Consider the following 15067-nt stretch of genomic DNA (forward strand, 5'->3'; position numbering starts at 1 on the left):
TTTACCGTTCCTCCTCTCCTGTCAGGATCTGGTCATCCATACTCTCTCCCAGGCTTTTCCACAATTCTTCATCCGAAAAGCTTTTCAGTCTGCGGAAACCATATCCCGGAATTTTCCGGTCAAAGCCACACACAGAAATATAAGGACAATAAGTGCAGGCATTTTTTGCTCCCAGCTCATATGGAGAAATCTGCGCATCCCCTTTCAGGATATCTTCCCGGATCTGTTTGATTTTCTTTTTCACATACTGATCAAGAATCCAAAACTGCTGGTTGTCAGCCACTGAAGAACCTTTTTTAATTCCGCCATCCTTTTTGTAGGACACAGGAATAGACACCAGACTTTTATCGATCTTCTGGGCGATCTCAGGGTCTTTCTGAACCAATCCGTTCATTTTCAGGCTTTTCAGTATTTCCTCATTAACTGATTCCATATCTGTTTCTATTTTCTCCTGGATCATAGGATCTTTCACATTGTAATAAAAGATTCCTGCTGGAACGATCTCCTTGTCCGGATACTTCCGTCTTTCTACTGATAAGGCTGCATCCATATATACAAGCAGCTGAAGCTGCAGACCATGGTACAAAGCCACCAGGTCAAAGGTAGTATTTCCTGTCTTATAGTCAATCACCTTCACATATACCTTGTCCTGCTCTTCCAAAATATCTACTCTATCAATCCTGCCGCCCTGGAAAACAACCTCAAACCCCTCCGGAACAAATTCTCCGTTCTTCAGCTGGTTCTGCAGTGCCCATAATGTTCTGTGTAAAAGCCTTCTGGTACGCTGGATCATATACTCATTTCTTGCACTGCTTTTTAAAATAGTATTTCCATAATCTGCTGTTACTTTTTCCAGGCATTGATCTGCAATCTGCCTTTGCTGTTCCTGGCTAAGATCAGCCCACAAAAGCCCCTGCCTTCTTAACTCTTTTGAAAATTCCTCCAAGGCTTTATGTATCACATTCCCCATATCCATAGCCTTAAATTCGTACTCTGCCCGCTCTGAAAGACGCAGCCCATACTGAAGAAAATGTGCAAAAGCACAGGCGGCAAACCGTTCCAACCGTGTTGCACTGTAAGGAGACACCTCTCCATACAGCACTTTCGCCACACTTGCGCCGATCATATCCTTAGGACAGATACTTAAAAAAGCTTCCACAAGCTTCCGTGTCATCGCCTTATATCCGGGGCTTCTTAAAAGCCAGCCAAACACTTCACCAAAAAGGGGATCTTCTGCCGTATATGCACCTTCCGAAAGACCTTTCAAAAAAGCATCCACACCATCTCCCGGGATCTCCAGATCCTCAAGAGTATAATTACCGTCCTCTATACGGCTGATCTTTAACGCCGGAAACAATCCTGTCACTGTATGGATCAGGTAAGCAGGGCTAATAGCCTCACCTTTGCTGTTAGAACTGCTAAAGGAAAGACACAGCAGCTTTTCTGGCTTTGTAAGATTCAGGTACAAATAGAATCTTTGCATGTTCATAAGCTCTTTTGGACCTGGTGCCAGTTCCACTCCTTCCTCTGCAAAAAAATCCCGGTCCATTTCATTCAGGATTCCTCCGGTATCTGCTGCTTTAGGAATATTTCCCTCATTCACTCCCACGAAAAACAATGCCTTGATCTTTTTCAATCTGGTTCTTTCCATATCTCCTACAAGAACCTGATCCATACTTGGCGGAATCAAGGCCACCTTTGCCTTAGACAGACCGGTTTCCAGAAGCTGACGAAATTCCTGGACTGTAACCAGTTCATCCCCAAGGATCTCAACCATACGATCCAAAAGATCCATAACAATACCGTAAATCTGTCCGTATTCTTTTTCCATGGCAGCATCTCCCACAGACTTAAAATACAATTCCTGCTTTTTAAGTTTTTCCTGGATCTGACCTTTTACAATAAAATCATACAAACCGCGGCAATACTGCTCTATCTTTTTTCTGCCCTTTCCAAAGATTTCTGCAAAGTCATATACTTCCTCCACAAATCTGGCACGGCTTTCATTAATCTTCAGAATATCTTCAGCATCCATTCCCCTGTAAATCCTGGTCCAGTGCTCCTGCCATCTGTTTAATCCACGTATCCCCAGGGCGATCACATAATTCTCCAAATAATCTGTCTCTTCTCTTGTAAGTCTGGACATACCGCATCTTAAATATCGAAAAACTCCTTCGTAAGAAAATCCAGTAAACACCATCTCCACTGCTGCCCGGATATATTCAACAAAAGGATTCATCAGCACTGTATGTTTTTCATCTACAAAATATGGGATTCCAGCCCGCTCAAACACCTGAGATGCAATATTACCGTATTCTTCCAGATTTCCTGTAATTACTGCAATCTCTCCATATTTCATCCCCTGTGTACGCACAAGTCTGCGGATCCTTCTGGCTGCCTCTTCCAGTTCTTTTTCCGGAGTACCTGCCGTATAGATCTGTATTTCTTCCTGTGGATCCTCATATTTCTTTCTGCTGTAACGGAATATATGTTTTTCCAGGAATTTGAGGGCCGGTGCCTGTGAAAAACGGGATTTTTCATCAGTAGTAAGACATACCGGCTCCTCCAGATCCCTGGTAAGTGCTGACAAGATATGGATCATCTGACGGCTCATATAAAAAAGCTGGTGAGGTTTTCCCTTGGCAAATACATCCCCGCTTCCATCCATAGTCACTGTAACCATCACTTTTTGACACACTGCAAGCAGTTCCCGGATCACCTTGACCTGAATCGGAGTAAAACCTGTAAATCCATCCAGGACTATCACACTGTCTTTCAGCTTTTCAGACAGTGGAACTGCAGGCAGTAATGCATCCAGGATCTCTTCCCCTGTAATATAATGTCCTTCCAGATATTCCTTAAACCCTTTATAAAGTACCTGTATATCCTGAAGTTTCATATGAAGAAGGGGCTGTTGCTCCGCTCTATTCACCATATCCTCCAGATCACTGTCCCCAATATCGTACAGTAAAAATTCAGAGATCAAGGACTTCACCTCATCAAGACATCCTGGTCTTTTCATCTGACCGCCCAAATAAGGAAGCTGTCCTTTATGCATTTGTACTACCTTTTGCAGAACCATGCTTTTCCCGGTATCCTCCAAAAGCTTTCCCATATTTCCACCGGTTTCCTGAATGATCCTGTATGCAAGTCTCTGAAAGCTAAGTACATCTATATTTAAGATTCCCCGTCCCGGATGCATTTCCACCAGTGTTTTCTGGGTCTGCATGGTAAACTGCTCCGGCACGATCACATAGTATTGCCGTTTTGGATATTTCATAGATTCCTGAATCACATGACCATATGCATAACAGGATTTTCCGGCTCCTGAACTGCCGATTACAAATTGAAGGGACATATGGACTCCTTTCCTATAAACAATCTTAAGATCGTACCCCGCACTGGGACAGGCACGGTAAAGAACTGATTTTTAAACACCGTATCATTATTGAGGACTTTTTCCCCAACATCATTTCATAATCATATCATAAATCCAAAGGTTTGATAATAGGATATAGAAAAACAGACCGGGAGGCGCATGCCATGAGTTCCAAAACAAAGATCATTGTTTTACATATGAAAGAAGTGGTTTATACCATTCTTTTTCTGATCCTTGCCATTCTTTTCGGTGTTCTGCTCTTCTTTATGTTTGGCTCCGGAAAAAACCAGGCTCAATCCGGAAAAGCTTCCAAATATACTCCTGGAATCTATCGCTCTTCCATTTCACTGAACGGAAATACCTTTGACATGGAAGTAAGCCTGGACGCTGACAGGATTGCTTCCATTGATCTGGTAAACTTAAGCGAAAGCACAAAAGCCGCATTTCCTCTGATGAAACCTGCCCTGGAATCCCTGGCCGCGCAGATCTATCAGTCTCAATCCCTGGAGAATATTACCTATCCGGATGATCAGAAATATACCAGTCAGTTGCTCCTATCATCCATAAAAAGTGCCATAGAAAAAGGGACTGTGTACTAAGCAGTCCCTGATCCAGTATTCTATTCTTCCAGCTCTGCCATCCATATGGCAGCACTTGCATCACTTGGCATACGCAGATCCCCTCTTGGAGACAAGGCAACGCTTCCCACCTTTGGTCCATCCGGCAGGCAGGAACGTTTAAACTGCTGTGCAAAAAATCTCCGATAAAAAATCTTCAGCCACTTCATAATGGTTTCCTTGTCATAAATGCCATCAAAGGTTCTGCATGCGATCCGGTAGATCTTATCCGGCTGATATCCGGCACGCAGCATATAATATAAGAAAAAGTCATGAAGCTCATAAGGTCCTACCAGGTCTTCTGTCTTTTGTGCGATCTTCCCGTCTTTTGGAGGCAAAAGCTCCGGGCTTACCGGTGTATCCAATATATCCAGAAGTACTTTGGAAAGCTCTTCATCCTCACATGTATCTGCATAATATCTTACCAGATGACGTACAAGGGTCTTTGGTACAGAGGTATTCACCCCATACATGGACATATGATCTCCATTATAGGTGGCCCACCCTAGGGCCAGCTCTGAAAGGTCACCTGTACCAACCAGAATCGCGCCCTCCTGATTGGCCATATCCATCAGAATCTGTGTACGCTCCCTTGCCTGAGAGTTCTCATAAGTTACATCATGTACCTCAGGATCGTGTCCAATATCCCTGAAATGAATATTTACCGCATCCCGTATATTAATCTCCGTCAGCGAAGCACCTATACGCTTGCTGAGTGTACATGCATTCTGGTATGTCCTGTCTGTAGTCCCAAAACATGGCATAGTCACACAATGTATCTGCTCTCTTGGTGCCTTCATCCTGTCAAATGCCCTGGCCATTACCAAAAGGGCAAGTGTGGAATCCAGTCCTCCGGACAGCCCAACCATTGCACGCTGGCTGTGTACATGATCCAATCTTTTTTTCAATCCCATAGCCTGTATATTCAGAATTTCTTCACACCGCAAATCCCTTTCTTCTTTTTTTCCAGGAACAAAGGGAGTTGCCGGGAATACACGGGTCAGCTTTGTCTTTTCTTTCTTAACATGGAAAGGAATCCTCTCATAACCACTGCCATCTGTTCCCGGGAAGGTGGACATCCTTCTTCTCTCGTCTGCCAGACGGTACACATCGATCTCTCCGAAAACCACAGAATTATGGAATCTTCTGCCCTCTGCCAGCAGTACTCCGTTCTCAGCGATCATATTCTGTCCACCGAAAACCAGATCCTGAGAGGATTCCCCCTCACCTGCAGTAGCATAAACGTATCCGCAGATCAGCCTTGCAGACTGTCCGGTTACAAGGGATCTTCTGTAAGCATCCTTCCCTACCATCTCATCACTGGCAGAAAGGTTCACGATCACATGAGCACCTGCCTGTGCATGAGATACACTTGGTGGCTGTGGAACCCAAAGGTCCTCACAAATCTCTGCTGCTACTGTCAGTTCTTCACACTCATCACACACAAACAGCAGATCTGTACCAAATGGAATCTCAACGCCGTCTACCTCATGAGTGTCCATACAGTCACTGCCTGAAGTGAAATGGCGCTGCTCGTAGAATTCATTATAATTAGGTATACAGGTTTTTGGGATAAAGCCCAGGATCTCACCATGATTCAGCACAGCTGCCACATTATACAGCTTGCCTGCATGACGCATAGGCAGCCCGAGAAAAATAAGCGCATCCACTTGCTGAGTAGCCACTGCCAGCTTTTTCAAAGTATGCCATGCACTGTCCAAAAGCTGACGCTGTAAAAACAGATCCTGACAGGTGTAGCCTGTAATACAAAGTTCCGGAAGCACCATGATCTTTGCATGTTCTTTCTCCATCTTGTGGATCACTTTCAGGATGGCATTTCTGTTGGCTTCGCAGTCAGCCACTGTGATCTCTGGTGTACCGGCTGCTGCTTTTATAAATCCATGCTTCACTTCTTACACCTCCGAAGGATCTCCTTTAATTCTTCCACATGAAACACATAGTTGGTATTACAGAAATGGCAGTTCAGTTCTACATCCTTTCCTTCCTGGATCATTTCATTTAATTCTTTTCTGCCAATACTGATCAACGCCTTCTCCACCCTGCTTTTACTGCAGTTACAATAAAATCTGGTTGGAAGGGTATCGTTGATCTCAATATCAAATCCATCAAGAACCACATTCAACAAACTTTCCGGTGTATGCCCTTCCTCCAGAAGGCTTGTGACAGATGAGATCTTGCTGATGTTCTCTTCCAGCTTTGCAATAACGCTTTCCTCTGCAAAAGGCATTAGCTGTACAATAAATCCGCCTGCCTGGCGGACAGTATTGTTCTTATTCATCAGAACACCCAGTCCTACTGCTGATGGCACCTGTTCGCTGGTTGCAAAATAATAGGTCAGGTCTTCTGCAATCTCACCTGTCTGTAGAGTAACCTGTCCCACATACGGCTCTTTCAGGCCCATATCCTTGATCACGCTGATATATCCTGCTCCTACGGCACCAGATACATCCAGCTTGCCTTTACTGTTAGCCGGAAGGATCACATCCGGATTGCCCACATAGCCTTTTACATTGCCCTGGGAATCTGCAGTGACTGTAATTCCCTGGATCGGACCGTCTCCCTTCACCTGAAGAGTCAGGATATCCTTTTCCCCTTTCATCATGGCTCCCATCATAGCTCCGCCTGTAAGAAGCCTTCCCAGTGCAGCGGTTGCCACCGGACTGGTATTATGGTCTTTTCTTGCTGTTTCCACAGTATCTGTTGTAACTGCTGCAAAGGCACGGATCTGTCTGTTCGCTGCAACAGCTCTGATAATATAATCGCTCATTCTTCTCTCCTGTTTATCCGTTTAATCATAAAATAAGTGTTTTCACCACATTATTTTATTTCCCATATTCTTTTGCAATAAAGGTAAGACGTCCGCTGTCAGCCCTGGGTGCTTCTCTGGTATAAGCATCATAAACTGCCAGCAGTTTAAGACCAGAGCTTTGCAGAAGAGTCTTGATCTGTTCCAGCGGATAGGCTCTCTGATAATGAACCTCCTCCACTTTCTCATACCTGCCATCTGTATCCGGCAGGAAAAGTGTGAGTGCATACTCATTGATCCCGCTTTCCTCATCGTAAGTATTCTCCCATATGAAACTGCCTTCCTCACGATTCTCCGCAATGGTGGAATCCCCGATCATCTCCTGATACTTATACACTGTATTCATATCAAAAATAAAAAGTCCGCCCGGATCCAGATAATTATTTACCAGTTCAAAAACATGCTCCAGATCCTGCTCCTCAGTAAGATAATTCAGACTGTCACATACGCTGATCACAGCCCGCACTGTACCATAAAGTTCAAACTCCTGCATGTCCTGCAAAAGATACAGGATATCATGGCCTGAAGTCTCTCTTTTCTGCATGGCCTCTGCCAGCATCTCCTCTGAATTATCCACACCGATCATATCATAACCGGAGGCAGCTAACAGTTCTGTCATAGTACCTGTACCACAGCCCAGTTCCAGTATCAGGCCGTCACTGATCCCATATTCTCTAAGTGTGTCATTAAGATAACCGGCCCAGCTATCATAATCCACATTATCCTGAAAAATATCATATACCCTGGCAAACTCGCCATATGCTTCCATTGTATCCATTCTTTTCCCCACGTATAACAAACAGCAGACAACCGGTTGTAAATCGGCTGTCTGCCTTTGGTTTCTTCCTGAAGTATTACCGGAAATCCTTTATTCTACCGGCATATAATATACATCTGCACCTTCGCCGTGCCAGTAATAATCCACATCATTCTGATCATAAACATCCTCATTATTGGCAAAACGGTAAGTATTGCCCTGGGAATCTACCCAGTTACCGCTGCCGTCCGGGGTGATCACAAGCGGATGTCCATCAGAGTTACGGTAGATGGTTCTTGTCTGATTGGTATCGGTGAGCTGCTCCTGTGTAAATCCTCCGGAATTACCGGTAGTGGAGCTGGCCTGTCCGTCTGTACCTGTAGCAGAATCACCGGATGCTGTGCCATCTGTTGTCTGTGTACCGTCTGCAGTGCCGTCAGCAGTAGTATCTGCAACAGCAAGTGTACTGGATGCGCCAATGATCTGGAAAGAATCAACAGCCGTCTGGATCCCTGTCAGGGACGCATCATTCACTACCGAGCCTGTAATGCTGTAGTACTCGCTCTCATTGGCATATACCTTCTTCACAGCATAAGCATATCCGCCGCTCTTCTCTGTATTCAGATACTTCACAGTGTAAGAATAAACGCCTACTCCATTCACATTTGTGCTGTTGTAATTCTGGATCTCAAAATCTGTACCCTGCTCCAGGTCAGAAGCCTGCTCAAGTGCAGCTGCCAGATCCTGGGTATTGGGGATCATAGCTGAAGACATATCCTCTTCCCCTGCTCCATGAAGAACAAGGATCTTACCCTGCTCAGGTGACTCAAAGCTGATCATATCCTCTGCATCTGACTTATTCGCCCAGGTAGCGTCCGGAAGCTTAATCGTCACTGCTCCATCACTGGAAGTATAAGTAGTATCCTGTACATCCGGTGCAATCGTAGGCTCTGGTGTAGGCTCCTGGGTGGGCTCCGGTGTAGGAGTCTCATCCACGATCACCTGCTCTGCCGGATCATCTCCGCCAAAGCATCCTGTGGCCAGTCCTGAAAGTGCTGCTGTTATAGTTAAGAGAACTAAAAATCTTTTATTCTTCATAATTACCTCCTTATTTATCTTACAAAAATCCCTCATTCGATATTTTACAATTGTATTACAAATATGTCAATATTTTTCACAGTGCAGATTCTTAAATTCCTGTAAACTTTTGAAAAACACAGTGTAACTATTCAGTGCCCTCACAGTCAGAAATCAAAATGCTTTCCAGAAACAGTTAAAACACTATACATATATAACTCATGAAGAGCCCTTGTAGCTGCAATATATCTCCCCTGTTTTGCAAGCGCACTTTGGTCTTTTTCAGGAAATATTACAAATACCTGGTCGAATTCCAGTCCCTTTGCCAGATAAAAGGTAGTAACTGTAATTCCCTTTTTAAATCTGGAACTGTTCCTGTGCAGATAATTGAACCGATTCTTTGTATCAAAACCTGTTTCTTCCAACATCTCTTTAAGCAAAGCTGCTCCCAGGTCTGCTTCCTTCTCTGTGCGGAAGATCACCGCTGCTGTTTCAAACTCATCCTCTCCCAGCTTGATATAGTCCAGTATTTCTTTCACTGCTGCCTGTATATCCTCAAACTGCTGTTCCTGTACAGGCTTTCCATGACGCTGAAGTAGTTCCATATCCGAAATCCCTGCCAGCTTATTAGCATAAGCCGCAATCTCCACTGTATTTCGATAGCTTTTATTCATCTGGATCCTGCGGATATCCCTTCCAAAGATCCCAGGCAGGAAAGTAAACACATCCTGTTGTTTTTCCTCCATTGTTTGTGCCTTGTCTCCAAGAATGGTCATCCTGCAGGAAAACATATTTTTTAGGATCAGATACTGCATTCTTGAATAGTCCTGCATCTCATCTACCACCAAATGCTTGATCGTACTATTTTCCTGCTGCCCCCATAAACGGTATTTCAGATAAAGCACAGGATATACATCTTCATATAGAAGCTTTCTCTTTTCAAGAGGAACCCTGGTAAGAGCCGGATATCCGCTGCTTTCCAGGAAACGACTGTACAATACATACAGATCCCTTGTTTCATACAGGGAATAAAAATCCTCCCTGATCAGCTCCCTCTCTTCATCTGGCAGATCCCTGTCCCTTAATGTTTCCACTTCATCAATAAAATAATCACACACTGCATCCATTCTGGCAAGCAATGGAATATCCATAAATTTGAAGTAAAACAGATCAATGATCTCTGCTTCTGTCTTTGTATAGCCTTTATAACGGATATCCCTGAAATCCATCAGCTCATCTTCCAGTTCTGTAATAAACCGTTCCAGCTGGTTCAGAAATCCTTCGGACTGCTTCTCCTGATAAAATGTAACAGCCTTTGGATGGTTCAGGCTTCTCTCGATCTGGTCATAACGGTCTTCACAGTCAGCTGCTGTATCCTGAAGCTGCCGATAAGCAAACAGGTCAAAGCTCATTTCTTTTATATTTTCTTCCCCTAGTTCCGGCAGAATATGGGAAATATAATCTGAGAAAACCCCATTGGGAGACAATACCAGGATATTGGATGATTTCAGATTCTGCCTGTCATGATAAAGAAGATAAGCAATCCTGTGAAGCGCAATGGATGTTTTACCTGATCCTGCTGCCCCCTGGATCACCATGATCCGGTCTTTCGTGTTACGGATAATCGCATTCTGCTCCTTCTGAATCGTGCTTACAATATTCTTCAGTGCTACAGAGCCATTACTTCCTAGCTCTGCCATCAGAATCTCATCATCCACCTTGATGTCACTTTCAAACTGATAGACCATCTTCCCCCTGCGGATCTTGTACTGCCATTTGGAAAGGATCTCACCCTGGATCCTGCCAAGCGGTGCTTCATAAAAAGCCGGTCCTTTATCATAATCATAAAAAAGTCCGCATACAGGTGCACGCCAGTCATAGACCAGGGGCACACCTCCAGCCTTTTCTGCAAAATTGCCAATACCAACATAAAAGCTTTCCGGCTCATCTTCTCCCTCAAAAATGAAATCTACTCTTCCAAAAAAGGGAGAATCCAGCATTTTCCGAAACCGGCTTTTTAGATGGAGTTGTTGCTCATTGGCACTGATTTGATGAAACAACGCCTGCTGATTGTCAAAATTTTCATATCCATACTGGTCCATTTCTGTGTAATTTTCCCAGTAATATTCATGCATACCGTCTATTTCTTTCTGGCCTTCTGCAATGCTTTGGGATATCTCTGCAATCCTCTGATGCAGCTTATCCAATACATAGGCCAGATATTGGATCCCATCTTTATTGTCTGTCATTCTAAAAGCTCCCTTTTTGTCATCCCCTTCCAGAGAGGTTCTTATTATTATACCCTATAGCCTTTAAAAAGTACACAAAAAGAAGCAGTCCACCCCAAACAAACTGAGATGAAAACTGCTTCTAAAAAATGCTTATCTGTAACTGTACCCTGATTATTTATGCTGTCTGCGTTTTTTCAAACTGGCTGTTATAAAGCTGTGCGTAAAATCCTCCCTTTGCCAACAGTTCCTCATGAGATCCCTGTTCAATAATATCTCCATCCTTCATAACCAGAATCATATCTGCATCCTTGATCGTAGAAAGACGATGGGCGATCACAAAACTTGTTCTTCCCTTCATCAGATTGTCCATTGCCTTCTGGATCTGCATCTCAGTTCTGGTATCAACAGACGAGGTAGCCTCGTCCAGGATCAGGATCTTGTTGTCTGCCAAAATAGCTCTGGCAATAGTCAAAAGCTGCTTCTGACCCTGGGAAATATTACTTGTCTCCTCGTCCAGCACCATATTATAGCCGCCAGGCTGCTGCATAATGAAGTGATGGATATGAGCTGCCTTTGCTGCTGCGATCACCTCTTCGTCTGTAGCATCCAGTCGTCCGTACCGGATATTCTCCATGATCGTTCCGGAGAACAGCCAGGTATCCTGCAGAACCATACCAAACATTTCTCTTAACTGACTTCTGTTAAAATCCCGGATATCATGTCCATCTACACAGATGGAGCCTTTATTTACATCATAGAACCGCATCAGCAGCTTCACCATAGTGGTCTTACCTGCACCTGTAGGTCCTACAATTGCGATCTTCTGCCCATTTTTCACATCTGCTGAAAAATCATGGACAATGATCTTATCCGGATTGTAGCCAAACTCAACATGCTGGAACTGCACATTGCCGGAAAGTCCTGTAATATCCACAGCATTCTCTTTGCCCTGCTCTTCCTCAGGCTCATCCAGAAATTCAAAAACTCTTTCAGACGCAGCAGCAGAAGACTGAAGCAGATTTGTTACCTGTGCGATCTGCTGGATAGGCTGTGTAAAATTACGGATATACTGGAAGAAGGACTGGATATCTCCAACCTCAATACTTCCTTTGATCACAAACACACCGCCTAACAAAGCAACCATTACATATCCCAAATTTCCGATAAACTGCATAATAGGCATCATCATGCCTGAGAAAAACTGGGATTTCCATGCAGACTCGTAAAGCTTCTGGTTATCTTTTTCAAAAACATTCAGTACATCCTGTTCCTTATTAAACACCTTCACCACATTGTGTCCACCGTAGTTTTCCTCAATCTGGCCATTTACTTCACCCAGATATTTCTGCTGATCACGGAAATATTTCTGCGACCGCTTCATTACCCCATTAATGATCAGCATGGACACTGGCAGGATTAAAAGGGCTGTCAGCGTCATCGGCACATTAATAGAAAGCATCATTATAAATACTCCGATCAATGTGGTAATAGAGGTGATCAGCTGGGTAATACTTTGGTTCAGACTCATCTGCAGGGTATCCACATCATTTGTTACCCTGGAAAGAATCTCTCCGTTTGTCCGGCTTTCAAAATAATTTAAAGGCAGACGATTGATCTTTTTGGAAATGTCCTTACGCAGACTATACGTAACATCATTGGAAATCCCTGTCATTACAAACCCCTGAATAAGGGAAAAACATGCACTTGCCACATATAAGGCCAGCGTAAATAAAAGAATCTGACCAATTTTTGAAAAATCAATGCCACCAGATCCGTTTACCTTTCTTACCAGTCCATTGAAAAGCTCTGTGGTCGCTTTTCCAAGGATCTTTGGCCCAACAATATTAAATATAGTTCCTGCAATAGCAAACAGAAACATCAGTCCAAAACGGAATTTATATTTACCCATGTACTGGAACAGACGACTCATGGCTCCTTTAAAGTCCTTAGCCTTCTCAACAGAACGCATACCATGCCCGCCTCCCATAGGTCTTCTGCTTCTCTCACTCATGCTAATTCCTCCTCTGACAACTGAGACATTGCGATCTGACGGTAAACCTCACAGTTCTTCATCAGTTCCTTATGTGTTCCGATACCGGCCATATGTCCTTCATCCAGTACAATGATCTGATCCGCGTTCAAGATAGTACTAATTCGCTGTGCAACAATAATAGTTGTTGCATCTTTGGTACTCTCCTTTAATGCTTTTCTCAGATTACTGTCCGTTTTAAAGTCCAGTGCAGAAAAGCTGTCATCAAAAATAAAAATCTCCGGCTTCTTGGCAATCGCTCTTGCAATGGACAAACGCTGTTTCTGGCCTCCAGATACGTTGGTACCGCCCTGTGCGATCGGTGAGTTGTACTTTTCGGGTTTTGTATCAATAAACTCTGTGGCCTGGGCGATCTGTGCTGCCTGCTGTACTTCTTCAGAAGAAATGTCTTCTTTTCCGTAGCGGATATTGGAATCAATAGTTCCTGAGAACAGGACTCCTTTCTGAGGTACGTATCCAAGGCATTCCCTTAACTGGTGCTGTGTCATTTTACGCACATCCACACCATCCACCTTTACAGTTCCCTGCGTTGCATCATAAAATCTTGGAATCAGATTGACCAGTGTACTCTTGCCACTTCCTGTACTTCCGATCACAGCCACTGTCTGGCCTTTCTTAGCAGTAAAGCTGATATCATTCAACACATTTTCTCCTGCTTCCGGATACGCAAAGCTTACATGGTCAAATTCAACTGTTCCACGTAAACTATCCTGTGGGGCTTCCGGAGATACCGGATCTTCAATACTTCCTTCTGTTTCCAGAACCTGATTGATCCTGACAGCAGCCACATTGGCACGGGGAATCATAATGGACATGGCAGTGATCAACAGGAAGGACATAATGATCTGCATAGCATACTGGATAAATGCCATTACATTTCCTACCTGCATACTTCCGTTATCTACAGCATGTGCTCCGAAATAAATGATCATAACGGATACACCGTTCATGATCAGCATCATTACAGGCATCATAAAAGTCATACACCTGTTGACAAACAGGTTTGTTTTCGTCAGTTCTTCATTGGCAGTTTCAAAACGGTCTTCCTCGAATTTTTCCCTGCTGAATGCCCGGATCACAGGAATACCGGTAAGAATCTCCCTTGTAACCAGATTCAAACGGTCGATCAGAATCTGCAGCTTTGTAAATTTTGGCATTGCGATCTTAAACAGCACCAGGATCACAAGAAGGATCAGTGCAACAGCAACACCCAGGATCCAGGTCATGGATGCATCAGTATTCAGTACCTTGATCACACCTCCGATCCCCAGTATAGGGGCATACAGAAGAATACGGAAGGTCATAGTCATAACCTGCTGTACCTGCTGCACATCATTGGTACTTCTGGTGATCAAGGATGCAGTTGAAAACTTATGATATTCGTTGCTGGAAAATCCTATAACCTTACTGTAAATATCTCCCCGCAGATCATGGCCCATCCTTGCTGCTACTTTTGAAGAAAGAAATGTCACTGTCACTGCTGCCAGCATGATCACCAGAGCCATTAACACCATCTGTGCTCCTGAACGGATGATATAATCCATCTGAAACTTATCCAGATCTTCTCCTAACTCTGTGTATTCTTTCTTAACTGCAAGTACAGCACTTTGGCTTACAATAGACTCCGGCATATCCTCCAGTTTTTCATTCATCTCCTGAAGAATCTGAGTTTTCATCTCCTCTGGCATAGCTCTCAGCGCCTGCACCGGATCTGTCCCTTCCTGAAGACCCATGTTCTCTGTCATCGCTTTGCTTTCATCACTGCCAGAACACATTCCATAATACAGCATCATTGGCTTTTCCAGAAGATGATCCAGGTTTTCTCTTTCATCTTTGGAAATGCCATCCTTCAACACATAAATGTCTTTGTCTTCTTCATAATACTTTTCCACCTGTTTCATATCATCATCATCCATAAACACAGATAGTGCTTTCATGGTAGATGTGCGCATCTTCTGTGGAACATTGTCTTCAATGCCTCCCTGCTGGATCCCTACATTAATGATCCTGGATGTGTAATCCGGAAGTGATAAATCACAGTATGCCTGCAGAAACAAAAGTCCCATGATCAGGACTATATACCCTGCTGACTTTTTCAGATATCTCATCAGTTTAACCATTGCGTGTCT

9 protein-coding genes are annotated in these 15067 nt (G+C 43.8%); 1 reads left to right on the forward strand and 8 read right to left on the reverse strand.

Annotated elements, in window-relative coordinates; genetic code table 11:
* Window position 1: 1 nt before the first annotated feature.
* Window positions 2–3358, reverse strand: coding sequence for a PD-(D/E)XK nuclease family protein (locus tag OCV61_RS03760; RefSeq protein ID WP_158420719.1), 3357 nt, complete (start codon window positions 3356–3358; stop codon window positions 2–4).
* Between the two features lie 185 nt (window positions 3359–3543).
* Here OCV61_RS03760 and OCV61_RS03765 point away from each other — a divergent pair, with 185 nt between their 5' ends.
* Window positions 3544–3978, forward strand: coding sequence for a hypothetical protein (locus tag OCV61_RS03765; protein WP_158420720.1), 435 nt, complete (start codon window positions 3544–3546; stop codon window positions 3976–3978).
* A gap of 20 nt (window positions 3979–3998) precedes the next feature.
* Here OCV61_RS03765 and OCV61_RS03770 read toward each other — a convergent pair whose 3' ends face one another.
* The 7 genes from OCV61_RS03770 to OCV61_RS03800 all read right to left on the reverse strand — a co-directional run bounded on the left by OCV61_RS03770 (window position 3999) and on the right by OCV61_RS03800 (window position 15058).
* Window positions 3999–5906 carry an NAD(+) synthase gene (locus OCV61_RS03770; RefSeq protein ID WP_158420721.1) on the reverse strand — a complete coding sequence of 636 codons (1908 nt, stop codon included), beginning with the start codon at window positions 5904–5906 and terminating at the stop codon, window positions 3999–4001.
* Window positions 5903–6784: an Hsp33 family molecular chaperone HslO gene (gene hslO, locus OCV61_RS03775; RefSeq protein ID WP_158420722.1), complete on the reverse strand. Its 882-nt coding sequence runs from the start codon at window positions 6782–6784 to the stop codon at window positions 5903–5905. Before hslO ends, OCV61_RS03770 begins: the two co-directional genes overlap by 4 nt.
* 55 nt (window positions 6785–6839) lie before the next feature.
* On the reverse strand, window positions 6840–7592 hold the full coding sequence (locus OCV61_RS03780; protein ID WP_158420774.1) for a class I SAM-dependent DNA methyltransferase: 753 nt from the start codon (window positions 7590–7592) through the stop codon (window positions 6840–6842).
* A 99-nt stretch (window positions 7593–7691) separates the two neighbouring features.
* Entirely contained in the window at window positions 7692–8678 is a 987-nt protein-coding gene (locus OCV61_RS03785; RefSeq protein ID WP_158420723.1) for a hypothetical protein, read from the reverse strand.
* Window positions 8679–8824: 146 nt separating this feature from the next.
* Window positions 8825–10906 (reverse strand): HelD family protein, encoded by a 2082-nt coding sequence (locus OCV61_RS03790; protein WP_158420724.1) that lies wholly within the window; start codon window positions 10904–10906, stop codon window positions 8825–8827.
* 157 nt (window positions 10907–11063) lie between these two features.
* Window positions 11064–12899, reverse strand: a complete 1836-nt coding sequence (locus OCV61_RS03795; protein WP_158420725.1) for an ABC transporter ATP-binding protein — start codon at window positions 12897–12899, stop codon at window positions 11064–11066.
* Complete coding sequence (locus OCV61_RS03800; RefSeq protein ID WP_158420726.1) at window positions 12896–15058, reverse strand: ABC transporter ATP-binding protein; 2163 nt, start codon at window positions 15056–15058, stop codon at window positions 12896–12898. The genes OCV61_RS03795 and OCV61_RS03800 overlap by 4 nt, the downstream gene beginning before the upstream one ends.
* Window positions 15059–15067 lie beyond the last annotated feature (9 nt).

The sequence above is a fragment of the Blautia ammoniilytica genome (genome assembly GCF_025566965.1).
Taxonomy (GTDB): domain Bacteria; phylum Bacillota; class Clostridia; order Lachnospirales; family Lachnospiraceae; genus Blautia_A; species Blautia_A ammoniilytica.